Source organism: Kitasatospora sp. NPDC001225, assembly GCF_053597855.1.
In genome coordinates this window covers 1-25,942 of sequence record NZ_JBSFJC010000092.1, presented here as the reverse complement: position 1 = coordinate 25,942, position 25,942 = coordinate 1, and the positions used below count along the sequence as shown (strand labels likewise).

Annotated in this window: 24 protein-coding genes and 1 pseudogene; 7 read left to right on the top strand and 18 right to left on the bottom strand. The window is 74.1% G+C overall.

Annotated elements, in window-relative coordinates:
• Positions 1-109: 109 nt before the first annotated feature.
• On the bottom strand, positions 110-517 hold the full coding sequence (locus ACWDCZ_RS27225; RefSeq protein WP_375876803.1) for a RidA family protein: 408 nt from the start codon (positions 515-517) through the stop codon (positions 110-112).
• A gap of 228 nt (positions 518-745) precedes the next feature.
• On the opposite strand from ACWDCZ_RS27225, the gene ACWDCZ_RS27220 reads away from it, so the two are divergent.
• Complete coding sequence (locus ACWDCZ_RS27220; RefSeq protein WP_375876804.1) at positions 746-1,372, top strand: C40 family peptidase; 627 nt, start codon at positions 746-748, stop codon at positions 1,370-1,372.
• Between the two features lie 22 nt (positions 1,373-1,394).
• Here the strand turns inward: ACWDCZ_RS27220 and ACWDCZ_RS27215 are convergent, their stop codons facing one another.
• The gene (locus ACWDCZ_RS27215) at positions 1,395-1,892 is read right to left on the bottom strand and encodes a MarR family winged helix-turn-helix transcriptional regulator (protein WP_375876805.1); all 498 of its coding nucleotides are present in this window, start codon (positions 1,890-1,892) and stop codon (positions 1,395-1,397) included.
• 81 nt (positions 1,893-1,973) lie between these two features.
• Here ACWDCZ_RS27215 and ACWDCZ_RS27210 point away from each other — a divergent pair, with 81 nt between their 5' ends.
• Positions 1,974-2,402, top strand: a complete 429-nt coding sequence (locus ACWDCZ_RS27210) for a VOC family protein (protein ID WP_117486156.1) — start codon at positions 1,974-1,976, stop codon at positions 2,400-2,402.
• A 69-nt stretch (positions 2,403-2,471) separates the two neighbouring features.
• Here ACWDCZ_RS27210 and ACWDCZ_RS27205 read toward each other — a convergent pair whose 3' ends face one another.
• The 7 genes from ACWDCZ_RS27205 to ACWDCZ_RS27175 form a co-directional block, all read right to left on the bottom strand.
• Positions 2,472-2,756, bottom strand: a complete 285-nt coding sequence (locus tag ACWDCZ_RS27205; RefSeq protein WP_375876806.1) for a hypothetical protein — start codon at positions 2,754-2,756, stop codon at positions 2,472-2,474.
• 208 nt (positions 2,757-2,964) lie between these two features.
• Positions 2,965-4,236, bottom strand: coding sequence for a threonine--tRNA ligase (thrS, locus tag ACWDCZ_RS27200; protein ID WP_449817205.1), 1,272 nt, complete (start codon positions 4,234-4,236; stop codon positions 2,965-2,967).
• Between the two features lie 224 nt (positions 4,237-4,460).
• Positions 4,461-5,183: a leucine-rich repeat domain-containing protein gene (locus ACWDCZ_RS27195; RefSeq protein ID WP_449817204.1), complete on the bottom strand. Its 723-nt coding sequence runs from the start codon at positions 5,181-5,183 to the stop codon at positions 4,461-4,463.
• A gap of 23 nt (positions 5,184-5,206) precedes the next feature.
• Complete coding sequence (locus ACWDCZ_RS27190; protein ID WP_449817203.1) at positions 5,207-5,758, bottom strand: GNAT family N-acetyltransferase; 552 nt, start codon at positions 5,756-5,758, stop codon at positions 5,207-5,209.
• A gap of 150 nt (positions 5,759-5,908) precedes the next feature.
• A complete protein-coding gene (locus tag ACWDCZ_RS27185) occupies positions 5,909-6,706 on the bottom strand; it encodes a hypothetical protein (protein ID WP_449817202.1) in 798 nt (265 codons plus the stop codon).
• A gap of 153 nt (positions 6,707-6,859) precedes the next feature.
• The gene (locus ACWDCZ_RS27180; RefSeq protein ID WP_449817201.1) at positions 6,860-8,101 is read right to left on the bottom strand and encodes a serine hydrolase domain-containing protein; all 1,242 of its coding nucleotides are present in this window, start codon (positions 8,099-8,101) and stop codon (positions 6,860-6,862) included.
• A 168-nt stretch (positions 8,102-8,269) separates the two neighbouring features.
• On the bottom strand, positions 8,270-8,758 hold the full coding sequence (locus tag ACWDCZ_RS27175) for a carboxymuconolactone decarboxylase family protein (RefSeq protein ID WP_387970218.1): 489 nt from the start codon (positions 8,756-8,758) through the stop codon (positions 8,270-8,272).
• Between the two features lie 48 nt (positions 8,759-8,806).
• On the opposite strand from ACWDCZ_RS27175, the gene ACWDCZ_RS27170 reads away from it, so the two are divergent.
• From ACWDCZ_RS27170 to ACWDCZ_RS27160, 3 genes and pseudogenes are all read left to right on the top strand, one after another.
• Complete coding sequence (locus ACWDCZ_RS27170; RefSeq protein ID WP_387970215.1) at positions 8,807-9,805, top strand: pirin family protein; 999 nt, start codon at positions 8,807-8,809, stop codon at positions 9,803-9,805.
• Between the two features lie 360 nt (positions 9,806-10,165).
• On the top strand, positions 10,166-11,464 hold the full coding sequence (locus ACWDCZ_RS27165; protein WP_380777632.1) for a glycosyltransferase 87 family protein: 1,299 nt from the start codon (positions 10,166-10,168) through the stop codon (positions 11,462-11,464).
• A gap of 153 nt (positions 11,465-11,617) precedes the next feature.
• A pseudogene (locus tag ACWDCZ_RS27160) lies at positions 11,618-11,812 on the top strand (glycosyltransferase); the annotation flags it as partial.
• On the opposite strand, the gene ACWDCZ_RS27155 reads toward ACWDCZ_RS27160, so the two are convergent.
• The 9 genes from ACWDCZ_RS27155 to ACWDCZ_RS27115 form a co-directional block, all read right to left on the bottom strand.
• On the bottom strand, positions 11,796-12,863 hold the full coding sequence (locus ACWDCZ_RS27155; RefSeq protein WP_449817200.1) for an acyl-CoA dehydrogenase family protein: 1,068 nt from the start codon (positions 12,861-12,863) through the stop codon (positions 11,796-11,798). The pseudogene ACWDCZ_RS27160 and the gene ACWDCZ_RS27155 overlap by 17 nt on opposite strands.
• Positions 12,863-14,008 (bottom strand): acyl-CoA dehydrogenase family protein, encoded by a 1,146-nt coding sequence (locus ACWDCZ_RS27150; RefSeq protein ID WP_449817199.1) that lies wholly within the window; start codon positions 14,006-14,008, stop codon positions 12,863-12,865. Before ACWDCZ_RS27150 ends, ACWDCZ_RS27155 begins: the two co-directional genes overlap by 1 nt.
• Positions 14,009-14,093: 85 nt before the next feature.
• Complete coding sequence (locus ACWDCZ_RS27145; RefSeq protein WP_449817198.1) at positions 14,094-15,287, bottom strand: CaiB/BaiF CoA transferase family protein; 1,194 nt, start codon at positions 15,285-15,287, stop codon at positions 14,094-14,096.
• A gap of 162 nt (positions 15,288-15,449) precedes the next feature.
• Complete coding sequence (locus ACWDCZ_RS27140) at positions 15,450-16,895, bottom strand: CoA transferase (protein ID WP_449817197.1); 1,446 nt, start codon at positions 16,893-16,895, stop codon at positions 15,450-15,452.
• Positions 16,896-16,964: 69 nt separating this feature from the next.
• Entirely contained in the window at positions 16,965-17,702 is a 738-nt protein-coding gene (locus tag ACWDCZ_RS27135) for a helix-turn-helix domain-containing protein (RefSeq protein WP_053112011.1), read from the bottom strand.
• A 200-nt stretch (positions 17,703-17,902) separates the two neighbouring features.
• Positions 17,903-18,616: a DUF4232 domain-containing protein gene (locus ACWDCZ_RS27130; protein WP_449817196.1), complete on the bottom strand. Its 714-nt coding sequence runs from the start codon at positions 18,614-18,616 to the stop codon at positions 17,903-17,905.
• 127 nt (positions 18,617-18,743) lie between these two features.
• Positions 18,744-21,464, bottom strand: a complete 2,721-nt coding sequence (locus ACWDCZ_RS27125; protein WP_449817195.1) for a BTAD domain-containing putative transcriptional regulator — start codon at positions 21,462-21,464, stop codon at positions 18,744-18,746.
• A gap of 476 nt (positions 21,465-21,940) precedes the next feature.
• The gene (locus ACWDCZ_RS27120) at positions 21,941-23,215 is read right to left on the bottom strand and encodes a competence protein CoiA family protein (RefSeq protein WP_449817194.1); all 1,275 of its coding nucleotides are present in this window, start codon (positions 23,213-23,215) and stop codon (positions 21,941-21,943) included.
• A gap of 318 nt (positions 23,216-23,533) precedes the next feature.
• Positions 23,534-24,163 carry a hypothetical protein gene (locus ACWDCZ_RS27115; RefSeq protein ID WP_449817193.1) on the bottom strand — a complete coding sequence of 210 codons (630 nt, stop codon included), beginning with the start codon at positions 24,161-24,163 and terminating at the stop codon, positions 23,534-23,536.
• Between the two features lie 770 nt (positions 24,164-24,933).
• Here ACWDCZ_RS27115 and ACWDCZ_RS27110 point away from each other — a divergent pair.
• Both ACWDCZ_RS27110 and ACWDCZ_RS27105 read left to right on the top strand, forming a co-directional pair.
• Positions 24,934-25,368 carry a hypothetical protein gene (locus ACWDCZ_RS27110; RefSeq protein ID WP_117486174.1) on the top strand — a complete coding sequence of 145 codons (435 nt, stop codon included), beginning with the start codon at positions 24,934-24,936 and terminating at the stop codon, positions 25,366-25,368.
• A gap of 291 nt (positions 25,369-25,659) precedes the next feature.
• A partial coding sequence (locus ACWDCZ_RS27105; RefSeq protein WP_449817192.1) for a hypothetical protein occupies positions 25,660-25,942 on the top strand: 283 nt, incomplete at its 3' end.

The window sequence follows — 25,942 nt, the reverse complement described above, 5'->3', positions numbered from 1 at the left end:
GGGCGCCCCGGTGCCGCCGCGGCCCTCCTCCGCCGGGACGGCCGGGCGGGGCCCGCCGGCCCCGTCGACTCCGGTCGGCACCGGTCGACTCCGCTCGGATGAGGACGACTCAGGAGGGCAGGACGGCCACGGCCTCCACCTCCACCAGCTGGTCGCGGTACCCGAGCACGGCGACGCCGAGCAGGGTGCTCGGGGCGTCGTGCTCCCCCATGTAGGCGCGGTAGACGTTCCACACCTTCACCAGGTCCGCCTGGTCGGCGGAGGCCACGTAGACCGTCGTCCGGGCGATGTCGGTGAGGGAGGCGCCGGACTCCTCCAGCACGGTTATCAGGTTCCGCATCACCTGGTGGGCCTGGGCCTCGAAGTCGCCGACGGCGACCGTCCGCCCCTCCTCGTCGAGCGGGCAGGCCCCGGCCAGCCAGAGCGAGCGGACCGGGGCGTCGACCTCCGCCGCGTAGGCGTAGTCCACCGCCCTGGTCAGCCGCGTGGTGCGGATCAGTTTGACGGCGCTGCTCATGTGGTCCTCCGACGGTCCCGACCGAACGTTCGCGCCCATCGTTGGCCTCTCCTGAGCGACCGTCAAACCATTTAACCGGTGAACTCCCTTCCGTTCCGGGCCTCCTGCGTCCACGATTCACCGTTGCGGGGGATGGCGGACCGGCCCGCCGGAGCGCCATCCTGGTGCCTGCGCCCGGGGACCACGCCCCCGGGCGCTCATCCACCTCCAGCCCCGGGAGGCACCGCCATGGAGCCCCAACCGTCCGGCCGCGACCAGGCCTCCGGAGTCCGTCGGCGCCGCATGCTCGGACTCGCGCTCGGGGCGGGCCTCGTCCCGGCGCTCGGCCCGGCGGCCCAGGCGGCGTCCGACGCCCCGCCGGAGACGGCCGGGTCGCTGCCGGCCGCAGCGCTGGGCCGCCGGGTCGCCGCCGTGGCCGCGAGCCAGCTCGGCGTGCCGTACGCCTGGGGCGGCGGCGACCGGCTGGGCGCGAGCCTCGGCTTCTGCGACGAGGACAACGGCTGGTTGAACGGCGTGTGCATGGGCGAGAAGACGGTCGGCTTCGACTGCAGCGGCCTGTCGCTCTACTGCTGGTACCGGGCCAGCCACGGCACCGTGGAGCTCGGGCACTACACCGTCGCCCAGTTCAACCTCAGCGCCCCGGTGGAGCGCGACGCGCTCGCCCCGGGCGACCTGCTCTTCTTCTCCCGCCCCGACGCCCCCCTGCACCACGTCGGGATCCACGTCGGCGAGGGCGCGATGATCCACGCCGAGCGGACCGGCACCCTCGTCGCCCGGGTCGAGAACGTGCTCGACGTCCCGCGCTGGGCGGGCGAGTTCGCCGGTGCCCGCCGCCCGGGGCAGCCCACCTCCTGAGCCGGTCAAGCCGACCGGCTGTTCACGGGCCGCCGCGCCGTTCCCCCATCCCGTGGTGCACCCGCAGCAGCAGCTCCTGCAGCGTCCGCCGCTCCCCCGCGTCCAGCGGCGCGAGCACCTCGTCCTGCACCGCCCGCGCCTGGGCGTCGAGTTCGGCGAGCAGCGCCCGTCCGGCGTCGGTGACGGAGACCGAGACCCGCCGCCGGTCGGTCTGGTCCCTGGCACGCTCGACGTACCCGGCGGCGGCGAGCTGGTCGGCGACCTTGGCCAGGTCGCTCGGGTCGATGGCCAGCCGCCGCACCAGGTCCCGCTGGGCCTGCGGGCCGAAGTCGGCGAGCGCGGCCAGCACCGCCATGTCCCAGAGCCGCAGGCCGCGTTCGGCCAACCGCTCGGCGAACCGGCCGCGCGCCACCTTGCCGACCCGGGAGAGCAGGTAGGTGGTGAGGTCCAGCAGGGTCGGGGGGAGCCCGGCGGCGGACTGGGGGTTCTCGGTGGCGTGCTGGGGATTCTCGGAGGCCATGGCGACAGTCTAGGGTCCGTCCCTATAGTGGGTGCCGACCCACTGATTCGGAACCGCCGCCCCCTTGCCAGGAGTTCGCCCGTGGACGCCCTGTACCCCCGCCTGCTCGTCACCCGCTTCGCCGAGTGCTTCGGCTTCTACCGTGCCGTCCTCCCGCCGCTCACCGGCGCCACCCTGGTCAAGGGCTCGCCCGAGGGCCCGTACGCCAACTGGGACCTCGCCGACCAGGCCCTGCTCGCCCTCTTCGACCGCTCCGCGCTGGCCGCCGCCCTCGGCACCGCCGAGCCGCCCGGGCACACCGGCACACCCACCGCGCCCGCCGCCCTCGCACAGGACACCGCGATGCTGGTCCTGCGGGTGGCCGACGTGGACGCCGCCCTCGACCTCTGCCTGCGCCACGGCGGCACCCCGGTCGCACCCGCGACCGACCGCCCGGAGTGGGGCCCCACCCTGCGCAGCGCCCATCTGCGCGACCCGGACGGCCGCCTGGTCGAGCTCCAGTCCTACTGACCGACCCGCGCCGCGCGGGGCCTCGGACTCCAGCGGCGCGGGTCGTTCGACGGAACGTCCCGGCCTGGCCTACTCCATCGGCAGCGAGGGCTGGCCTGTCGGCCCGGACGCCGCGAAGTCACGTTCGGCCTGGGCGAGTTGCTCGGCCCGGTAGTCCGAGGAGCAGGCCCGCCCGAGGGCCTGCGAAGCGGCATCGGCGCCCGGGACGTGCCCGAGTACGGCGGCACAGTACTGGACGGCGGGGCTGGGCAGCGGCCGCAGCTCGGCCGAGCCGGCCGGGGTGGCGGCCACCGCCCCGGCAAGGGCGAGCGAGCCGGCCAGGACGGGAGCGGCGAGGCCGCGGGGAATGCGCATCGGGGTACCTCCGGACGGGTGGGGACAGCGGCGGTGGACTCGGCCGCCCGGCCCATTCGACGGGCGTCCGCCACCCGCGGCCCGGCCGACACACCGTGCACCGCACTAGTCGTACGTACGCCACCGGCGCGGCGGCCGACGGAGCCGACGGCCGCCACCCCCTCGATCACAGCCGCCACCTCCCCGTTCCCGGCCGCCGCCCCGGCGATCAGCTCTCCGGCCGCCCGGAGGCGCCCTCCGGCCACAGCTCCGCGTCGCACGCCGCCACCAGCGCGCCGATCCGCGCCCGCGCCTCCTCGGCCGGCAGCGGCTCCAGCCGGCGGCCGTCCCGCAGCCGCAGCGCGACCCGGTCGTCCACGGCCTCCTTCGCCCCGATCACCGCCTGGTACGGCACCAGCCGGGCCGCGCGGATCCGGGCGCCGAGGCTGCCGTGCTCGGGGCCGGCGACCTCGGCGCGCAGCCCGAGGTCCAGGCAGCGCTGCCGGAACCGCTCGGCCTGCGGCAGTTCGGCCTCGGAGACGGGCAGCAGCACCACCTGGACGGGTGCCAGCCAGGCCGGGAACGCGCCCCCGTACAGCTCGATCAGGTGGGCGACCACGCGCTCGACGCTGCCGATCACGCTGCGGTGCACCATCACCGGGCGGTGCTTGGCGCCGTCCGCGCCGATGTAGTGCAGGTTGAACCGCTCGGGCTGGTGGAAGTCGATCTGCACGGTGGAGAGGGTGAACTCGCGCCCGGCGCCGTCGGCGATCTGCACGTCGATCTTGGGACCGTAGAACGCCGCCTCGCCCTCCGCCGCCTCGAACGGCACCCCGGAGCGCTCCAGCACCTCGGTGAGCAGGGCGACGGCACGCTCCCAGAGCGCCGGGTCGGCGACGTACTTGCCGCCCGCGCCGGGCAGCGAGAGCCGGTAGCGGACCGGGACGACGCCCAGTGCCCGGTGCGCCTCGCGGATCAGCTCCAGTGCGGCGACGGCCTCGTCGGCCGCCTGCTCCGGGGTGCAGAAGATGTGGGCGTCGTTCAGCTGGATCGCCCGGACCCTGGTCAGCCCGCCCAGCACCCCGGACAGCTCGGACCGGTACATGCCGCCCAACTCGGCCATGCGCAGCGGCAGTTCCCGGTAGCTGTGGGAGCGTGAGCGGTAGATCAGCGCGTGGTGCGGACAGAGGCTGGGGCGCAGCACCATCTCCTCGGAGCCCAGCTCCATGGGCGGGAACATGTCCTCGCGGTAGTGCGCCCAGTGGCCGGACATCTCGTACAGCTCGCGCTTGCCGAGCACCGGGGAGTAGACATGGCGGTAGCCGGCCCGGCGCTCGCGGCCGCGGATGAACTCCTCCAGGGAGTGCCGGATCGCGGCGCCGTCGGGGAGCCAGTACGGCAGGCCGGAGCCCATCAGCGGGTCGGTGTCGAAGAGGTCGAGTTCACGGCCGAGCTTGCGGTGGTCGTGGGCCGCGTTGTCGTGCGAGGGCTGGTTACGCATGGTGGTCTCCACTCGGTCTGCGGGCGAGTGGGACCGGAAACGGCGAAGCCCCGGGGCACTCGCCCCGGGGCTTCGGACTAGGTCAGCAGTCAGCGCGCCGGGACTCTCTCCGGCGTCGTCGTGGCGAGTGCAGCGCGCTTCATACGTTCCACGGTAACAGCTCCGGTCCGTCGGTGGTGATCTTTTCCAGAGCGGGATCGGGGCCCGAATCCCGGCCCGGCGGCTCAGAAGAGCGTGACGCACCCGCGTGCGGCCAGCGCCGCCAGCAGCCGGGCCGACGGCCGCACCTCGTTCCATCGGAGGTCCAGCTTCTCCAGCGCGGGCAGCGCCCCCGGGTCGGCCAGCCAGTCGGGCAGTTCGGTGATCCGGTTGCCGCGCAGGTCGAGGCGGCGCAGTCGCGGAAGCCCGGCGAGTACGGCGGGCAGTTCAGTGAGGGCGTTCTCCCGGAGTTCCAGCTCGCGCAGCTCCGCGAGGCCGCCGACCGACTCCGGCAGTCCGGTCAACTCGTTGCCGCGCAGCCAGAGTTCACGCAGCGCACCGAGTCCGCCGATCGACTCCGGCAGGGCGGCGAGCCGGTTGTGCTGGGCGCGCAGCTCGATCAGAGAGGCCAGTCCGCCGATGGTGGCCGGGAGTTCGCTGATCCGGTTCTCACCGACGTTGAGGTAGCGCAGCGCGGTGAGCCGGCCGAGCCCCTCGGGCAGGGCGGTCAGCGCGTTGTCGTGGAGGTAGAGGAAGTCCCGGAGCCTGGTGAGGCCACAGAGCTCGGCGGGCAGCGCGGCGAGCCGGTTGTGCCCGAGGTCGAGGGTCCGCAGCCCGGTCAACCGACCGATGCCGGGAGGGAGTTCCCGGATGCCGGTCTCGGCGAGGATGAGCACGGTCAGCTCGGTCCGGTCCCACACCTCGGCCGGCACCTCGTCGAGCGGTCGGCGCCAGAGGTTGAGCGTCACGTCCGCCGCTCCTCCCCCCGCTGTCATGCCTGCCCGCCCTGGGCCGGGCCGATGCGGAACTCCGCCAGCTCCCGGCCGTACCAGCGGTCGGTCAGTCCGGTACTGGTCATCCCGAGGCGCCGGCAGACCGCCGCCGACCGGGTGTTGTCCGGGGCGAGGATGGCGCGGATCTCGGTCAGGCCGTCGGCGAAGCCCTTGGCCAGGACGGCCCGGGCGGCCTCGGTGGCAATGCCCCGGCCCCAGCTGTCCGGGTGGAGGTGCCAGCCGATCTCGACCTCGCCGTCCCCGTCCGGCACGGGAAGCAGCAGGACCGCCCCCGCGACCACGCCGGTGTCCCGCCGTTCGACCGCCCAGACCCCGTACCGGGGGCCGGTGGAGCGCTCACGGCAGTGCTCGATGTACCGGCGGGCCTCATCGGGGTCGGCCAGGGCGCGCGGCGTCCGGCCGAGCCACTGAGCGACCTCCCAGCGGGAGTAGATGTCGAAGGCACGCTCCTGGTCCGCCACCGTCCACTGACGCACCACCAGTCGTTCGGTGGTCAGCACCGTCTCCGAGCCGTCTTCCGTCCCCGCCATGGCGCGCACCCCTCTCCGATGATGTGTGTGGATCACCGTACGCAGTCGGGCCGCCGGCCGGAACTCCGAAGCCCGCCCGGCCTCCTGTTGCCGAGACAGGCCGTAGCGCAGGTCAGGGCGCGGTCGCAGCTCAGGCCGTGGACCCGCAGCTCAGGTCGCGGGCGGGAGTTGGGAGGCGGCCGCCAGCCCGGCCACCGTCCGGAGCCTGGCGAAGTACTCGCGGCAGTACTGCTCGTCGATCAGGGGCACGATCTTGTCGAGGTCCGCGATGCGGTGCCAGAGGTCGGAGATGCTCCGGTGGTCGAATCCGCCGTTCTGTTCCCGGAGTACGGCGGAGGCGACGGCGTCCTCCAGGAGGATCAGGCACACCCCGGCGATCTCCACCCCGAGGAAGCTTCTGGGGAACGGCGCCCGCTGGTGCTCCTCCCAGAGCCGGTCGAGCCGCTCCCGGGCCGACTCCCCGTCCGCGGCCCTGCCGGTGGCGTCGGCCACCACGGGCGGGCGGAGGAGCGCGGACACCGCGTCGAAAACGGCGCGCACCAGCTGGACGGCCGGCGCCGGGCTCACTTCGTCGCTCGCCACGGTGCCCCGTGCGAGCCGGTCGCGCAGCCGTAGGCAGGGGTCGAGTCCGGTCGCGAGCCCCTCCCCGAGGAGCCCCTGGGCGTCGGCCCGCCCGACCAGGTCCCGGAGCGGTTCCTCTACGGCCAGCCGTTCGACGAGGACCTGCTCCAGGGCGAACAGCGCGTGGGTGACGGCGACGGTGGCGAACTCGTACCGGTAGTAGGAGTGCCGGATGAGCTCCCGGGAGGTCTCCAGCGCGGTCATGACGCCCATCGGAGCTCCGGCGGGCACCTCCAGGTCGGCGACCAGGTCCCGCATCCCCGGATAGTCCGGGGCGACGGACCAGGCGCGGGGGTCCTGGGCAGGGGACAACGGCGAGGGGATCACCGGTGCATTCTCACCGCCGACGGAGGCCGGAGCCACCGATTTTCCCCCGGGCGCCCGCCTCCGCGCTGAGGGCCTCCCGTCGGCGGAAGCGCCGCCGCTCCGCCCGGTCCGCGCAGTCGGTCCTGTGCACGGACGAACCGGAGCGGCGGGCGGTCAGCCCAGCTTCGGCGCCACGGCGGCCGGGCCCTGCCCCGCCCCCTTCGCCGTCCCGCAGAAGGCCTGCTCCAGGAAGCCGACCTCGGCCCGCATCTGCGCGACGAGCTCCACATCGCCACCACGCGGGGTGACGGACATCGACACCTGCCGGTCGCCCGAGCTCCACAGCTCGGAGCTGTACCCGGACACCGAGCCGTTGTGCCCGTAGATCGGACCGCAGGAGAGCTGCAAGCTGGCCATCCCGAGCCCGTAGCCCAGCCCGCTCGGCACGCCCTCGACCTCGATCGGGGTCGTCGTGTTCATCTCCTTCAGCAGCGCGGGCGGCAGCAACCGGCCGCCCTGGAGGGCCTTGTCGAAGCGGTTCAGGTCGCCGAGGGTGGAGACCGCCTCGCCGGCCGCGTTCGCCCAGGTGACGCTCGCCACCGTCACGTCCCGGTCGCTGTGGTCCGCCGGGCCGGGGCCTTCGGGCACCGTCCAGTAGCCGTGCGCGTGCGGGCCCCGGATGCCGGTGGCCGTGCCCGGGAAGTACGTGTCGGTGAGGCCGAGCGGGCGCAGGATGCGCGCGGTGACCTCCTGGGCGTAGGCGTGCCCGGTCACCTTCTCGATGATCATGCCGAGCAGGGTGTAGTTGACGTTGGAGTAGCCGTACCCGGTGCCCGGCGGGAAGTCGGGCGCGTGCGCCACCGAGGAGGCCACCACCTGGGCCGGGGTGATCTGCCGGGTCAGGCCGCCCTGGTCGAGCCAGTTCCGGACGACCGCCGCGTCCGTCCAGTCGGGGAACACCCCGCCCTTCTCGTTGGTGGAGTCCCAGAGCCCGGAGCGGTGGCTGAGCAGTTGACGGACGGTGATGTGGTCGCCGTTCGGGACCAGCCCGGGCAGGTACCGCTCGACCGGCTCGTCCAGGCCGATCCGCCCCTCCCCGACCAGTTGGAGCACCGTGGTGGAGACGAACACCTTGGTAACGCTGCCGACCCGGAACCGCCCGTCGGCGCGGACCGGCGCGCCGGTGGCCAGGTCGGAGACGCCGGACGCCCCGCGCCAGACCCCGTTCCCGTCCCTGACCTCCGCGATCGCCCCGACCGCGCCCGCACCGGTCACCGCCCGCAGGGCCGCCGCCCTCGGGTCGCCGGAGCCCGGCCGCGCGTCGGCGGCCCCGGCCGCACCGGCCGAGACCACCGGCCCGGCCAGTGTCAGACAGACCGCCCCCACCAGCGCGGAAACAAACGTACGACGTGCCATGCGACCCCACCTTCGCAGTCGGCGAGCAGCTCCTCGCCTTCGTCGCCCAGCCTCGCCGCACCGTTGACAGTCCGTCATCCCCCGCCGGGAGGAGCCGGTCGTACACCGGACAACGGAGGGCGTCCACCGGAAGGCGTACATCCCCGCCGGCGCCGCCACCGGGCGCGGCTACCGGGCCGGGGCCGGACGGACCGGGTGCTTGCTCAGGATCGAAACCCGGTTGAAGGCGTTGATGGCGATCGACACCCAGACCGCCGCCGAGATCTCCTCGTCGCTCAGCACCTCGCGCGCCACGCCGTACGCGGCCTCCTGGAGCGCCGCGTCCGCCGGGTCGGTGGTCGCCTCGGCCAGCCCGAGCGCGGCGCGCTCGCGGTCGCTGAACACCTCGGTGTCCCGCCAGGCCGCGAGCACGCCCAGGCGCTGGGCGGTCTCGCCCTCGCGGATCGCGGCCCTGGTGTGCACGTGCAGGCAGTAGGCGCAGCCGTTGATCTGCGACACCCGGAGGTTGACCAGCTCGATCAGCCGGCGGTCCAGTCCGGCCGCGGCCGCGACCTCGCGCGCCGCCTCGGCGGCGGCCAGGAACGCCTTGTACGCCTGGGGGCTCTGCTTGTCGATGAACACCCGCCGGTCCGTCGGAACCGCCGCCACATCACTCACCTGGACTCCTTAGGCTGATCGGGCTGTCGTGCGCCACTCTGCCATGGCATGATAGTTGAATATAGAACTAATTGCACCTGGGAGGGACCACCCGTGAGCACCGCCGAGACCGACCGCGCCGCCACCCCCGCCGCCGACCCGCGGGTGGAGGTCCTGCCCGCCCGGGACGTGCCGCTCGGCGGCCCGCGCGCGATGACCGTACGCCGCACCCTGCCCCAGCGCTCCCGCAGCACGATCGGCGCCTGGTGCTTCGTCGACCACTACGGTCCCGACGACGTCACCAGCACCGGCGGCATGGACGTCGCCCCGCACCCGCACACCGGACTGCAGACCGTGAGCTGGCTCTTCACCGGCGAGATCGAGCACCGCGACAGCCTCGGCGTCCACGCGTACGTCCGGCCTGGCGAGGTCAACCTGATGACCTCCGGCCGCGGCATCGCCCACTCCGAGGTCTCCACCCCGGCCACCACCGTCCTGCACGGCGTCCAGCTGTGGGTCGCCCTGCCCGAGGAGCACCGGCACACCGGGCGCGACTTCCACCACCACGTGCCCGCCCCCGTCGCCCTGGACGGCGGCGAGGCCCGGGTCTTCCTCGGCACCCTCGCCGGCGACACCTCCCCCGTCCCCACCTTCACCCCCCTGCTCGGCGCCGAGCTGACCCTGCACCCCGGGGCCACCGTCACCCTCGACGTCGACCCCGCCTTCGAACACGGCCTGCTGGTCGACAGCGGACACGTCCGCCTCCTCGACACCCCGCTGCGCCCCGCCGAACTCGGCTACGCCGCCCCCGGCCGCGACACCCTCACCCTCACCAACACCGGCGACACCGACGCCCGCCTGGTCCTGCTCGGCGGCACGCCCTTCGAGGAGCAGATCGTCATGTGGTGGAACTTCATCGGGCGGTCCCACGAGGACATCGTCCAGGCCCGCGACGAGTGGCAGGCCGCCACCGACCGCTTCGGCGCCGTCCAGGGCTACCCCGGCGACCGCCTCCCCGCCCCCGAACTCCCCGGCCTCCCCCTCAAGCCCCGCGGACGCGTGCGCTGACCTGCGCGTTACGCGATCGGGGGTGCGGCGCCCGGGTCCACCGCACCCCGAGCCGGGCCACAGGGCCATGGAGCCGATGCCGGCGGACATGATCTCGACGACCGCGGGTACTGCCCCGGTGGCATACGGGAACGCGGCCGAACGGCTCCAGGCCTGCAGGTGGGCGAACGCGGAGCGCCACACGGGACTCATGCCCCGATTCTGCGGGAGAGGACGGTGATCGTCGTCAACTGACGGGTTGATAACGGGGGTTGGCGTCATACCACGGGTTGACGCCCGGGATCGCATCCCGGTTTGACGATCCCGGCCTCCCGGATCCCGAGACTGGTGTGCACATCCCCACCAAGGAGGCTGGGCCGGTTGAGCGCACCACGTCTGCTGACGCACCGCACCGTTTCCACCACCGCGTCCGAGCCCGGTGCCTGGTGGGCACACCGGCTGCCGCCCGTCGTCGCCTGGACGCTGTGCGCGCTCTTCGCCGGAGGACTGGGCCTGGCATCGACCCTCGGCCCTCACCGGGTGTGGGGCGCGACCGCGGCCGGGGGGTACCTGGCGGCCGCACTGCTCAGCGGACTCGGGCAGGGGGTGTGGCGGCGCCGGGCGGTCCGGGTGGCCGCGGCCGGGTCGGTTCTGGTCCCGCTGGTCCTGCTGGTCCTGCGCGGCCAGGGGCAACTGGAGCTCGACGTCGTCCAGCGCTCGGGTGAGCGACTGCTGTCCACGGGCGTTCCGTACCTCGACCGGCCCGCCGCCCTCGCGGACTACAACCCCTACCTTCCCGGCATGGCGGTCTTCGGCCTGCCACACGCGCTGCTGGGCGACGTGGTCGCCGGCGACGCGCGCTGGTGGTTCACACTGTCCTTCCTCGCGGTGATCGCCGTCTCGGCCCGCATCACCGCGGGGCGTCGCGGAAGCGTGGGGCTGGCGGCACTCGCCGCTTTCCCCGCCGTCGCCCTCCCACTGGCCGTCGGAGGGGTGGACCTGCCGGTGAGCGCGCTGATGTGCCTGGCGCTGGCGTTGGCCGGGACCGGGCGGCCGGGCGGCACCGGACTGGCGCTGGGCGCGGCGGCCTCCTTGAAGTGGACGGCCTGGCCGCTCGTTCCGGTCGCGCTCGTACTGCTCGCGACGGTCCGGGGACGGAGCGCGGCGCTGCGGGCCCTCGCCGTCACCGTCGCCGTCGCCGGGACGGTGGTGATCCCGTCCGTACTGGCGACCCCGAATGCCCTCCTGGAGCACACGGTGCTGTTCCCCACCGGCGCCGGCGTCACCGCCTCCCCCGCGGACAGCCCGCTGCCCGGTCATCTCCTGGCAGCCCACGTGCCCGGGGGCCGCGCGCTCGCCCTCGCCCTCCTGGCGCTGGCCGCGGCCGCGGTGGGCACCTCGCTCCTGACCCACCCGCCCCGGACCGTCGTCGCCGCCTCCGACCGGCTGGCCCTCGGGCTGGCCCTCGCCATCTGCCTGGCCCCGGCCACCCGCTTCGGCTACCTCGTGGTGCCGTTCGTCCTGGTCGGCTGGGTCCGGCTCCGCCCGGATTCCCTCGATCCAGGAGACCGCATGCGCACCGTCGCCGTCCCCCGGCAACACCCCACCGGCCGTCACGCCCCCCGACGCCGACTGCGCTGGACCCACGCCCTGCTCCGGCGACTGGGCCGCCGGGCCTGAACCGTGCCGCGCACACTCGTGGTCACCAACGACTTCCCGCCCCGACAGGGAGGGATCGAGACCTTCGTCCACGCGATGACGGAACGCTTCGCCCCGGACGGCGTCGTCGTCTACACGTCCTCCACCCCGGGCGCCGCCGCCTTCGACAACGCCCTCCCCGTGGAGGGGCTCGGCATCGTGTTCCTGGAAGCGGCGGCGGCCGGCCTGCCGGTGCTGGTCGGCAACTCCGGCGGCGCCCCGGACGCCGTGCTCGACGGGGAGACGGGACGAGTCATGGGCGGCACTCCACCCTGTCGGCCACCGCGAATGACGACAGGCGCGGGGCGAAGGGTCAGGGCGTGGCGGTGAGGGTGGGCCAGAGGGTGGCGGCGGTGACGGACCGGGCCAGGGCGGGCGCCCAGGTGGTTTCGTCGCCGTCCTCGTCACGCCAGGACCACAGGCGGGTGGTGGCGAGGTGGAGCGGGTTGAGCCGGGTGATGCCGATCGCGCCGTGGAGTTGGTGGGCGATGCGGGCGATCTCGGCGGCCGAGGCGGATGCCTGGGTCTTGGCGGCGGCGATGGCGAAGTGGGCGGCCACCCCGCCGGTGTCCAGGGGGGTGGCCGTGGCTTGGACGGCGGCGCGTACCAGGGCGGCCTCCTCGATGAGCCGCGCCTCCTCCTGCTTGACGGCCTGGAAGCGGCTGAGCGGACGGCCGAACTGGGTGCGGGCGGTGGTGTGGGCGACCGTCAGTTCCACGCAGCGTTCGGCGGCTCCGGCGATCAGGGCGGCCCGGGCCAGGGCTGCGCGGAGCCGGGCCTCGTCGAGCAGTTCCGGGGAGATCCGGCGGACCTGCGAGGCGGGGATCTCGAGAGCGGGGAGGTGCAGGTCATCGCGGGGTTCCTCGGCGAGGTTGCCGCCGGGGGTGAGGACGGCCCGGTCGGGGGCGAGGGTGAACAGGACGGGTCCGGAGGGGGCGGCGGCCAGGACGGTGACGGCGGTGGCGGTGCGGGCCCAGGGAACGCGACGCAGGGTGCCGGTGACCAGCAGGGTGTCGTCGTCGCCCAGGCAGCCGGCCGAGCCGACGGGGGAGGCGGCCGGACGGGCGTAGCGGATCGTCAGCTCGGGCGCGATGGCGTAGCTGAGCGGGCCGTCGGGGACGGGGAGGCCGACCCGGCGCAGCAGCGGGCGGGCGACCAGGGCGGTCTCGGCGAGAGGAGCGGGGACGGCGCGGCGTCCTGCCTCCTGGGCGGCGGCGAGGAGTTCGGCGGTCGGGGCGTCCGGGGCGGGGAGGGCCACGGCGTCCGGGGCGGTCGTGTTGGTGACGGCGGCGATGGAGTCCGCGTCGGCGTGGAAGGCGGTGGTGTCGTAGGCGTCGGCGGAGATGACGGGGGTGCTGGTGTCGATCGTGTGGGTGTTCATCAGTGCTGCTCCAGACCGCGAGTGATGATGCCGCGAAGGATCTCGTTGGTGCCGCCGCGCAGCGTGTAGCCGGGGCTGTGCAGCAGGGCGAAGGCGAGCAGTTCCGGGTGGCTGCCGGGGGTGGCGTGCGGGTCGGCGGTGGTCGGCAGGACGCTGCGGACGGTGTCGACCAGGGTGCCCTCCAGGCGGGTGCCGAGGTCCTTGACCAGGGCGGCCTGGGTGTCGGGCGAGGCTTCGGTGTCCAGGGCGGCGGCCACACCGAGGGACAGTCGGCGGATGCCGTGCAGACGCGCCGCCAGAACGCCGACCTGGGTGAGCTGTTCGGCTGTCGCGGGGCGCCGCTCCAGTTCGCGGAGCAGGGAGACCAGCAGGGGGAAGGTGGACAGGTAGCGTTCGGGGCCGCTGCGTTCGAAGGCGAGTTCGCCGGTGACCTGCTTCCAGCCGTCGCCCCGCCGCCCGAGCAGCATGCCGTCGGGGACGTCGACGCCTTCGAGGTGGAGGGCGTTGAAGCGGTGCTCGCCGCTCATCAGCCGGATCGGCTCGACCCGCACGCCCGGGGCGCGCAGGTCGACGATGAACTGGCTGAGGCCTGCGTGCCTGTCCTCGGCCTCATCGGTGCGGGCGAGGACGATGGCGTAGTCGTTGACGTGAGCGCCGCCGGTCCACATCTTGGTACCGGTCAACCGCCAGCCGTCGGCGGTCCGTTCGGCACGGGTGGCGACCGAGGCGAGATCGGAGCCGCTGCTCTTCTCACTCATGCCGATGGAGAAGAAGCACTGCCCGGCGGCGATCCGGGGCAGGAAGAAGCGGCGCTGCTCCTCGGTGCCGTGCTGGAGGACCGACGGGCCGGCCTGCCGGTCGGAGACCCAGTGGGCGCTGACCGGGGCGCCGGCGGCGAGCAGTTCCTCGATCACCACGTAGCGCTCCAGGAAGCCGCGGCCGGCGCCGCCGTACTCGACGGGCAGGGCCATGCCGACCCAGCCGCGCTCCGCGAGGCGGCGGCTGAAGTCGGGGTCCCAGCCGGCCAGCCAGGAGTCGGGGCGGCCGAGTACGGTGCCGCGGGCGCGCTCCTCGTCGAGAAAGGCGCGGACCTCGGTACGGAGCCGGCGGGCCGATTCGGGCAGGACGACGTCGGGGAATGCCATCGGTGACGGCGTTGAAGGCGACATGGTTCATTCGCTCCTGGGCTGGTGAACGAGCGGTTGGCTTCTTCTCGGTACGGGAGTCCGGTCAGCCTGTGGGGTGCAGCAGGGAAGGGTCGAAGCCGGCTTCGCGGAGGACCTCCTCGGTGTGCTGGCCGATGGCCGGGCAGGGCCGCAGCTCCGGCTCCGGGTAGGCCGAGTAGCGGACCGGGAGGCCGATGACCCGGTAGCGGCCCTCGGTGGGGTGGTCGGCCTCGCGCAGCAGGCCGCCCTCGCGGGCGTAGGCGGTGGTGGCGGCGGAGGCCAGGTCGAGCACGGGGGCGGCCGCGATGCCCGCCCGGTCGCAGAACTCCTGCCACTGGGCACTGGTGTGGTGTCCTGTCAGTCCGGCGAGCAAGGGATAGAACGCGTCGGCGTTGCGGGCCCGGTCGGGGCCGGTGGCGAAGCGCGGGTCGGCGGCCAGTTCGGGGCGGCCCACGAAGGCGGTGAAGTCCCGCCAGTTGCGGTCGCTCTGCGGCAGGATGCACATCCAGCCGTCGGCGGTGCGCAGGGCGCGGCGCCGGGGGCTGAGCGAGCGCGGCGAGCCGAACGCCCCGTCGGTCTCCAGGGCGGCCGCGCCCAGGTGCTCGACCAGGTTGAAGGCGAGCATGGTGTCGACCATCGGGACCTCGATGTGCTGTCCGGTGCCGCCGTGCTCCCGGTGGTGCAGCGCGGCCAGGACCGACTGGGCGATCTGCATGCCGCAGATCTTGTCGGCCAGCACGGTGGGAACGTAGTGGGGTTGGCCGGAGACCTGGTGGTTGAGCCAGACCAGGCCGCTGGCCGCCTGGATGATGTCGTCGTACGCGGCGTGGGTGCCGTAGCGGCTGTCGCTGCGGAAGCCCTGGGCGTTGGCGTAGATCAGGCCGGGGTTGACGGCCGCGACGTCGTGGTAGCCGAGGCGGAGCTTCGCCAGGGCCTGCGGGCGCAGGTTGGTGATGAGGACGTCGGCGGTGCGCAGCAGGGCGAGCAGGGCGTCGCGGCCGTGCGGGGCCTTGAGGTCGATGGCGGCGCTGCGCTTGTTGCGGTTCAGGTTGAGTGCCGCGCCGCCCATGCCGGGGTGGCGTTGGGGCGGGTAGTGGCGCGTCATGTCACCGCTGGGCGGCTCGACCTTGATCACGTCGGCGCCCAGGTCGCCGAGTTGCTGGGCGGCGTACGGAGCCATGATCACGCTGGCCAGTTCGATGACGCGGACTCCGGCGAGGAGTCCTCGGCCGGACGGGCCGCTCGGCTGCTCGGACATCGTGCTGTGCCTCCTGGGGTGTCGGGTGGGGTGGGTGAACGGTGGTGCGGTACGGGCGGCCGCGGACACGTGCTGCCGACGAGGCGGATGCGAAAGGACTCGCTGCATCGGTCGGCACGGGGCGGCGGTTCCGGTTGCCAGGGCTGGTCGCGCAGAAGTGGCTTAGCGCCACTGGAGAGCAGCGGACCCGAGCGGGGTCCGCCGGCCGGGCTGGGGGACCGGGCGCCCGCTGTACGCGAACGGTGTCGCCGGTTCGGTGAGCGGGCCGAAGTCCGTCCCCGTGGTCGACAGCGCGGCGAGCGGCGCGCGCCCGGGCCGGGGCAGGTCGAGTACGTCCTCCCGCGCGAGCAGACCGAGTTCCCGCACCCAGTGGCACACCCCGGCCAGGGTCACGCGGATCCGCCACGAGCCGCCCTCCGCCGCACGTCGGCGCAGGACCGTTGCGACGGCGGCAGCCCCGAGGTAGGCGGCGAGGTAGTCGTTGAGCAGGTACGTCGGCGGCAGCGACGGCCGGTCGGTCCACTCCTCGACGGCGAATCCGGTAGCCGAGCAGGCGAGTTGGTCGAACCCGCCGCGCTCGCCCCACGGACCGTCGGCGCCCCAGGCGTGGTATTCGAGGGTGATGAGTCCGGGGCGGCGCCGGACGAGTTCCTCGGTCGACGCCCCGTGCCGGGCAAGTCCCCGGTAGGCGTGGACGAAGACGTCCGCGTCCTGGAGCGCGTCGTGGAAGGCCGCACGGTCGTGGCCGTCGCGCAGGTCGCAGTAGGCGTTGCGCTTGCCGCCGCCGGTCATCGCGATCATCGGGATCGGGTCGGGGCGGTCGGGACGCGACAGGTGCAGCACGTCGGCGCCGAACTGGGCGAGCAGCCGCGCCGCGACGGGGCCTGCGATGACATGGGTGAGATCGAGCACCCGTACGCCCGCGAGCGCCTCGTCCGCCGCACCGATCGGCTCCAGCGGCCGGACCGGTCCGTCGCCGACACGTTCGATCTCGACGACCGGGCGCTGTGCGACGTACCGCCCCGCGGGGTGCGCGAGCCACTCGTCCCGGCTGCGCACCGCGCAGGCGACGCCGCCCCGCGCGCAGACGGCCTCCTCCAGCGTGAAGGCGTCCCAGCCGGCCACGGCCTGCGCGATCCCCACCTTGTCGAGCCCGCACCTCAGCACGGAGTGGACCGCGTCCCGCAGATGCGGATAGGTGGTGATGATGAAGATCCACCGGCCGTCGCGCGCCCGGTAGAAGTCGCTGTTGCCGAGCAGGGTCGGGTCGTCGAGGAGGGAGAGGAGCGGGCGTCCCGAGAGCGTCGTGTGGTACGTCGCCATGAGCTGGTCGATCGCGGCCCCGGCCTGCACCTCGACCCTCTGGTGCGGGTGGCCGCGCTGTTCGCCGACCGCCGCCGTCTGCCGCCCGAAGACACCGATCGCGGCGGACATGGCGTCGGCGAGGCGGTGCACCGAGGGCACCAGGGGATCCGCCCCGACGATGGTGACGTCCTCGGCACCCCGGGCCGGATAGGGGTCGCCGAGCGTGTGCAGCAGCCGGAGGACGATCTCGGCGGTGGACGGCGGAGGCGTCGGCCCGGCCGTGGTCAGCGGGTTCGAAGTCATGCCGGGATGTTCGTTCCCGACACGGCACGAGCGCCCGCGTTCACGGATATCCGTGAACCGGTGCGGACGTCACGTCCGCCCCTCCTGGATGTGCGCGAGGAGCCGGGCCGCCGCCCGGTCCAGACTCAGCCGCTCCGAGCGGCCACGACGCCGGTGCGTCAGGACGAGGGCGCCCGTGACGACGGGGCCGTCGGTGACGGGGATCGCGAGCGCGCTGACCTCGGGATCGGCCAGACCCTCGCTGCGGCTGATCCGCGACGCCCGGATCCCCGGAAGAGCGCGACGGAACTCGGCGACCGCCTCGGGGTCGTGGCGGGCGAGCTCGTCGAGCAGCCCGCGGCGCTCCGCCTCGTCGGTGAGGGCCAGCAGCAGACGGCCCGCGGCGGTGCGCAGGAGCGGCCGGGCCATGTGCTCGTCGGCCAGCGGCAGGAGGCGGGGGATCTCGTCCTCGCCGCCGCGCGCCAGGTGCACGGCGTCGAGCCCGACCCGCACCGTGAGCAGCACCGGGGTACCCGCGACGCGGCTCAGTTCGTTGAGCTCGTCCTGGCCGATCCGCGGGACGACCCGGCCGGCGATGAGGTTGAGGACGTGCGGGGCGGGCCCGAGCCGGAAGCGCCGGCGCTGTTCCAGCAGGAACCCCGTCGCGACGAGCCCGTTGACCAGGTCCTGCACCGAACTCGCCGGCGCCCCGGCCGCCCGCGCCAACTCGGCCACGGTCACCCCGCCCGGAGCCCGCGCGGCGGCCTCCAGGATCCACACGACCCGGTCCACCGTGCGGTGCGGCCGCCGTCGGCCGTGCTCGCTCATCCCGCCCGCCCTGTCCCTGTCGTACGTCGCCGGCCGATCACGCCGGCACGGCCCGCCGGTTCTCCCCCGCCACCCGACGGGCAGGCCGGCCACGGCCCGCTGCCGACGTCACCGGCCCGGTGCGTGCACCTGCACGCCCCGGGCCCTGATCCACGCCGTCATGCCGAGGATCGTGCGGACGGACGGGGCCGCGCCAGGCGCTACCGTGCCGCGAAGGCCCCGACCTTGAAGTCGGTGCCGCAGACGCTGAAGACGCCGCCCGGCGAGCCGTTCGCCTTCATGACGTTCACCGTGGTGCCCGCGTCCTTGGGCAGCGCGACCTTGACGTGGGACGCCTGCACCGCGCACGTGTAACGGGCCGACGCGGTGCCCTCGCCGTTCACGTCGTTGTACAGCACGTCCGCCACCACCGCGGCGCCCGCCGGGATGTCGACCGCTGCCGAGCCGGCCGTGGAGTTGTCCCCCGAGACCGGGCTCGCCTTGCCCTGGTCGTCGGCGGCGACCACGGTCGTCGGGCCGACGATGGTGCAGGGGGCACCCGAGCTGTTGGTGATCTTGAGGGTCGCGGCGGCGGGCTGCGCGTCACTGGCGTGGCCCGAGGACTGGAGGAACGCCACCGAGGTGTTCTTGGTCGTGCAGGCCGCGGTGACGCCGCCCCCGCCGGTGCCGGAGGACGTCTTGCCTCCACCGCTCGTGCTCGTCTTGCCCCCGGACGGCGCCGAGGCCGCAGCCGATGCCGAGGCCGCAGCCGGCGCCGACGCCGAGGTGGAACCCGACGGGGCGGCTGCTGACGCGCTGGTGCCGGCGGCGCCACTGTCCTGCGTGCCGCTGACGTCGTTGCAGGCGGTCAGGGACAGGGCGAGCGTGGCGACGGCGCCGACGGCGAGCAGGGTGGGACGGGTGGTGGTGCGCATGGCTGGTTCCCCCGATTCTCGTTCGTGGGTCGCGATCCTGTACGAGGTCGCTTCCCCTTGCAGGAACGAGGGTGTTGCGGCGCGCTGGCAGATCACTAACGAGCGCGGCGGCGGTCCTAACGCCTGGCTAACGCGCCCGGATCCTGGCGTGTGCCGCCGCGTGCCGGCGCCGCAGTTCGGGCAGTGCGTCCTGGTCGGCGATGTGCAGCAGGGCATCGAGCGCGGTGACGGCGCCCGCGTCGTAGCCGGTCCGCTCGGCCTCGAGCGCGGCCTGCGTTAGGCAGCGCCGCCCGGCCACGGTGTCGCCGAGCCCGGCCAGCGCCTCGCCCTGCCAGGTGCGCAGGAGCACCCGCCGGGCGACCGCCTCGTGCTCCGGGCCGAGGCCGAGCGCCACCTCGGCCGCCTCGTACGCCTGCCGGTGGCGGCCCGCGCCGAGGTGGATGCGGGCCAGGTGCTGGAGCGCGAGCATCCGGGTGTGCGCGTCGTCGGCCTCGGTGGCGAGCGCGAGGGCTCGGGTGCAGGCCGTTTCGGCGGCGCCGGGTTCGTCGTCGGGGAGGGCCGCGGCGAGGTTGACCAGGGCGGTGGCCTCGCCGAGTACGTCGCCTGCGCAGGCCGCGAGTTCGGGTGCGACGCGCAGGTGCCGGACGGCCTCGGCGGTGCGGCCCTCCTCGGCGAGCACCCAGCCGAGCAGGGTCAGGACGCGGGCCTCCGCATAGGGGTCGGCGCAGGCGCGGGCGTCGGCGAGGGCGGCCTCCAGGGTGGGCGCCCAGTCGGCGAGGACCCGCCAGACCACGAGCGGCCACTGGGTCACCGCGATCCGCCAGGCCCGCTCGGGCCGGTCCTCGGCGCGGGCCGCGGCCGCGATCAGGGCGAGGTCGTCGCGTTCGGCGGCGAACCAGTCGAGCGCCTCCTCCCGGCTGATGAAGTCCCGTACTGCGGGCGGCTGTTGAAAGTCATCGGGCTGCACGAAGGCGGGCTCCCCGCCGGGTTCCGCGGCCTCGGAAGCGGACAGCGCGGTCGCCACGCAGTGGTCGTACAGGCGCAGCCGGGCCGCGGCACGGGCGGCCGGGTCGCGGCTCTGGCCACGCGCGTAGAGCCGGACCAGGTCGTGCAGGACGTAGCGGCCGGGGGCGGTCTCGGTGAGCAGGTGCGCGGCGACCAGGCGGTCGAGGGCGCGGGCCGCGTCCGGCGGGGTCGTGCCGGCGAGCGCGGCGGCGCTGAACCGGTCGACGTGCGTGCCCGGGTGATGGCCGAGCGCGGTGAACTGCTGCGCCGCGTCGGCGGGGAGGTGGGCGGTGGTGAGCCGCAGCGCGGAGGCGACGCCGATGTCCTCGGCGGCGAGCAGCTCGAGCCGCTGGCGCTCGTCGGCGAGCCGGTCGGCGAAGGAGGCGAGGCCGAGGGCGGGGAGTTCCACGAGCCGAGCGGCGGCGACCCGCAGCGCGAGCGGCAGACCGCCGCACAACTCGGCTGTACGGCGGGCCGCTTGGGGATCGGCGGCGGTGCGGTGCTCGCCGAGGAGACGGGTGAGCAGGGCCACGCTGTCGTCGGTGGCGAGGACGTCGAGGGCGAGGACGCGGGCGGCGTCGGAAGCGACGAGACCGGCGAGGCGGGAACGGCTGGTGACGACGGTGACGCAGCCGGGTCCCGTGGGCAGCAGCGGACGCACCTGGGCGGAGGTACGGGCGTTGTCGAGGACGACGAGCAGGCGCAGTTCGGCGGTGAGCGAACGGAACAGGGCACCGGCGGCGTCCGCCGACTCGGGCATCCGGCGCGGTGGAACACCGAGAGCGACGAGGAACTCCCGCAGCAGCTCGGCCGGTTCGGGGTCCGAGGTGTCGCTGAACCCGCGCAGATCGGCGTAGAGCGTCCCGTCGGGGAAGTCGGAGTACCGGTCGGCCGCCCAGCGCACGGCCAGCGCGGTCTTGCCGACCCCGGCGGGCCCGGTGACCACGACGACCGGCCCGTCAGGTCCGGCCGCGGCCGCGGTCAGCGCGGCGCTCTCGACGGTGCGGCCGTGGAATCCGCGCGGGGTACGAGGCAGCAGGTTGGGCCGGAACTGCACCGGCTCCAGGACGGGCTGGGGCTCCTCGGCCCGGACCGCGGGGGCGCTTTCGGGGCCGAGAGCGACGGTGAAGGCGGCGGTCAGCTCGGCGCCCGGACGGGCACCGAGCTGGTCGGCCAGGACCTGGCGGGCGTGGTGGTAGGCGTCCAGGGCCTCCGAGGAACGCCCCGCGTGGTGCAGCGCCTCGACCAGTCGGGCGGCCAGCGGCTCGCGCAGCGGATGGGCCCCGGTCTCCGGCCGCAACAGCTGGACAGCGCGCTCGTGTTCGCGGCCCGCGACGTACGTGTCGGCGAGCAGCTCGACCGCGGCGAGCCGCGCCTCGTCCAAGGTGTGCGCGGCGGAGCGCAGCAGCGGCGACGGGTAGGCGCCGGCCAGCGCGGGGCCCTGCCACAGGGCGAGCGCCTCGGTGAGCAGCGCGGCCCGGTCACCGGGGTCGGTGGCACGGCGGGCGAGCGCCACCAGGCCGTCGAAGCGGTGGGCGTCGAGCAGCGTCTCCGGCAGTTCCAGGTGGTACGCGGAGCCGCGCGTGCTCAGCTCGACGCCGTACGCCGATGCGTCGACACCCGCCAACAGTGCCCGCAGGCGCGAGACATGGCCCTGTATCACGGTGCGCGCGTGCAATGGGGGTTCGTCGTCCCACAGCGCCTCGGTGAGCGTGTCGACCGAGACCGCGACATTGGCCCGCAGCAACAGCATCGCGAGCAGGCTGCGCCGCTTGGCGGGCCCGAGCGGCAACGGCCCGTCGCTCCCGCTGACCGACACGGGGCCGAGGACCTGGAACTCCATGGACGGAACCCTATCGTCCGATGGCTACTGGGAATCGGGAGGTCGAACTTCACGGATACCGCACCGCTCCGTCACCGACCACGTACTCCCACTCGACTGCTCTGCGCCCCGGCCCGCACTCGCCGGACACCGACTGCTGCGCGAGCTGCGCCGCCGACACCCCCTGAACGGGGCGGCAGCGCCAGGTGGCACACCGCCGGGGCCCGACGGGGCAGGACTGCCGACCGCGCTGTACGGACGCCGGGCGCCGCGCCTGCTGCTGCCGGACTTCGCCACCCGGGCCGCGCTGCTCGGCGGGCGCGGGGCCCGGAAGAGCGTCGCCCGCACCGGCAGCGACTACGGCCCGTACGAGGGGGCCGGCCGCACGGTAGGTGGTACCGGGCGGCGGGTGGCGGAGGAACGGCCTCGCCCCGCCCACCGCGTGCCCCCGAGCCCCCGGGCGGTCCTGTGGAAGCCGACCGTGCTGGTCCTGGTGCTCACCGTCGGGCAGTCCTCGCCCGGCACGCCTCGCAGGCGTGGACGCCGGTGTCGCCGTAGCGGCGGATCGGTGTCCCGCAGCCGGAGCACGGGCCGATCTGCCAGGGCTCGCAGCCGTGGGCGAGGGCGGCTTCGCGGCGCTGGGTCTCGGTGGCGTCGAGCCGGCGGTCCTGCCGGGGCACCGTGAACAGCCGTTCGGGGACCTCGTCGAAGGTGTGCAGGCCGGTGCCCGCGGAGTTCCCGCGCCGGGGCCGGGGGTCGTTGAAGGTGAAGGTCTCCTCGCCGTAGCGGCAGGTCGCGTCGAGTTCCTGGCGGGTGTAGGTGATGCCGGCGTCCCCGGCCCCGGGTTCGGCCGGGGAGTCCTCGTCCTCGTCGGGGCCGAACATGTCGTGCCAGCGGTCCCGATCGACCGCGGGCACCCACATCCGGGAGACGGAGCGCGGGTCGTGCTGGTCGGGGATGCGCATCGGCACGAACTCGCCGTCCGCGCTGGCGACGACGAGCTGGTCGACCTCGGTGGGCGCCTTCGCGGGCAGGCACAGCGCGGGCAGGAACCACTCGGCGTGGAAGCGCCCGCAGGAGCTGCCGTTGACCGGGCAGGACCGCACGCTGCTCGGCAGGCACTTCCACTGCTGCAGGTGCCGCACCCCGGCGCGCACCACCATGGCGAGCGGGGAGGCGATCTCCTTCCAGCTGAAGTCGTCGACCCGGGCCCAGGGTGCCCGCTCGACGACGGCGGAGCGGTCGGTGTCGGTCACCCACAGCGGGACGATCCCGTGCTCGGCGGCGGCGCGGGAGCGGCGGCGGACGGTGTCGGCGGTGATCGGCGAGTACTGGGCCTCCCATCCGATCCGCCGGCCGTCGTCGCCGGTGACGAGGACGTCGGTGCGGATCCGGCCGTCGGTCGCGCGGGCTTCGATCTCGGCCCGGTGGCCGTGGCGTTCGGCGGCCCGGGCGATCCGCTCCTTCATCGCCTGGTGCTTCGCGCTCTCCTCCGGGGTGGGGGTGTGGCGCACCGGCAGGTGGGCGGCCACCCAGACGGTGCGGCCGCCGACCGTCCGGCGGCGGATCGTCATCCACGGGGACCGGCCGTCCTCCTCGGCCTGGCAGGCGCCGTCACCGTGGTGCTCCAGGCACTCCAGGAGCTCGCGCTCGCGCCGGTCGATCGGGGTGGTGACCTCCTCCAGCAGGCCGGGCCGACCCGGATGGCCGAGGTCGGGCATGGTCAGGTTGATCTCGATGCCGTACGCGGTGTGGAAAACTCCGTTCGCCATATCCGGAGAATAGAAACAGGAAGCGGCAATTTAAACACCGGTGCGAATGTTTAGAATCGGCGAATAAAAGCCTCGAATACCATCAGTCCCACGGTCAACAGGGTCCGGCATTCTGTTTGAATTCCACCCGTGCCCGCCGGTCCGACCAGAGGACCCGCGGGCATCCGCGGATACCGCGAAGGGCCCGGGAGAGGACCTGGGCGCACCCGTCCGGAACGCGGCGGCCACCGTCCCGGCCTACGTCGGCGACCACCAGGCCGAGGTCGTCCTCGCCCGGGTCGCCACCGGCATCGGCATCACGGAGAAGCCCGCCCGGCTCTAGCGGGCCAGCGCGGCGGAATCAGCGGCGCGAGGCCGCACAACGGTCGCCTCCGGGCGGTACGGATCGGGCCTCAAGGCGTTTGCCAGAGGCGACGAGCGCAGGACGTGCCGGTAGCCGGCAGCACCGCCACCCCGCAGGGACTCCAGATAGAACACCTTCAGGATCACGGCGAGCTCTGCCTCGGTGACGTCCACGCTGCGCCGGCTGGAGCCCTCTACGGTCCGCGCCCTGGCGATCGCCGCGCCCAGCAGGTCGGCGTCGACCCCGGGGAGGAGGCCGGCCTTCGCGTCCTCGCGGACGGCATGGAGAAGGGGCATGTCGAAGGCACGCACGCTGATCGTGGTGTCCGGCACGCACTCGTCCACCGGTACGACGGGCTGCTCGGCTGGACGGTCCCGCAGGGCCCGGTAGCGCAGCAGGTCCTGCCCCAGGCCGGTTACGCGAACCGCCCACGCCGGGCGGGCTTCGCCGACGGCGAGACCGTCGAGCAGTTCGGGACTCGCGAACTCGCACACCTTCGCTCCGACGAGCCGGCGCACGGTCCCGTGCTCCGCGATCCGGCGCTGTAGGGGCAGCTCCCCGGCCAGCCAGCCCGAACTCTCGGCAGCGACGGCCTCCAGCAGCACCCACTCATCGTGACTCAGAGCCACAAAACCCTCCCTCAACGTGACTGTGCCGCCGATCCTGCCACGCCGCCCCCGACGGCGCCCCGGCCTTCACAAATCCCGGGGGAACACGGCCGGCACCGTCCGACCCCTGACCCCTCATGCCACCGCCGCCCGGACCGGGTGCAGCGCGATGCCCAGGCATCGGTCCGGACAGGCGGCTCCCGGACGACGGGCAGGCCGTGGGGGCGGCGCCGATCCAGCGGGACTCTCACACCGCCACCACTCCCCCGCCGTTACCGCGGGCGACGCCCACCGCGGCCATGCACCCGCGCAGTTAGCCGTCGTGCGGGGTGGGGTCGGCGCCGGCCGCGAGCCGGCCGGGCACCGGGCGGCTGGCGGACTTGTACGCGGCCTCGCAAGGCGATGCCTGGCTCGGTCGGTAAGTCCCCTTTCAGGCAAGGGAGTTGAACACTTGCGGCTACCGCCGTCGCCAGCGCCCGCTCCGGCCGCGATGCAGTGCGGGTGCGAGAGGGCTACGTACGCCGCACCCGTCGGCACCGAACCCTGCTTTCCCGGTAGGGGGTTCGGCCGCCCGGGAGGGTCGGGCCAGGGGTTTGCGCGATCACCGACAGGCCATTCCGGTCATTCGGTGGCCGATACCCGCGAAAGGTCGCCTTCTTCCCGGATGCCGCACCCCGGGGTGCGGGGGACTGCCATGCTGGCAGCAGCGGAATGTGACATTTCACATTCCGCCCATCCTCCTATCCCTGCCCCGAGGAGAGACACCCATGAAGACCACCGTCATCGCCGTCGCCACCGCCGCGACCCTAACCACCCTGGCCACCGTCCAGGGGGCCGCCGCCGCGCCGGCCGGGCCAGTCGGCGCGGTCGTGACCTGCGGCACCCCTGGCGCGCCCGGTCCGCTGCTGACCCGGGCCTGCGTAGAGGTGACCGGCAACCAGGTCCGCTTCTACGGGGTGGCCACGGCCGGTGACCCGTCCTGGCAGCCCCAGTCCGTCGGCTTCGCCGTCTCCGGCACGGTCGTCGGCGGCGCCCCCCTCGCCCCCGTCAACCCGACCGTCCTCGTCCAGGCCGGCTCGAACCAGGTCGGCAGCGTCTTCTCCAGCGCCCCGTGCGGCGCCACCGTCAGCAACACCTTCTCGGTGAACCAGCCCGGCTGGCCCGCCTCGACCGCCACCGTCTCCACCGTGGTGGCCTGCTGACACCGGACTCCCGCAGGTGTGCCCCGGCCCGCCCGGGGCACACCCCGCCACCGCCCCTCGGCGGGAGGGCACTCTTCCCGCCGCAGCAGGTCAACCGGTGCCCGCAACCCGCCACGGCGAACCGGCCGATGTCGCGCAGCCCGAGCACGGGAGCCGGCCGCCGCTTCCTCCCCGGTCGCGGCGGCAGCGTCCAGCGCAACCGCCCGCTCACGGCGCCTCCCGACGCCGCCGGTACCCCGTTCGCCGCCGGCCGCACCCTCGGGAATCCGGGCGATCGAAGCCCAGTTCCGAGTGCGGGAGGGCTACCGGGTACTGGCGACGTGGGCCATTGTCGACCTGGGAACGATCACCCGCGACACCTACCGGAACGACGAGCTCGGCCGGGGCAATCACTCGCCGACCGACCTGGCCGAGCGGCTCGGCGGCTCGCCATCGGCAATCTCCGGCGCCGCGTCCGGAACCGGCTGGAATCCCCCGATCAACAGGTCAACCGGCGTGCTGGCGCACCGAAGAACCGGCGCCTTCAGTAGAGGTCGAGGAACGCCGAAGGGGCGGACACGTGACTGTGTCCGCC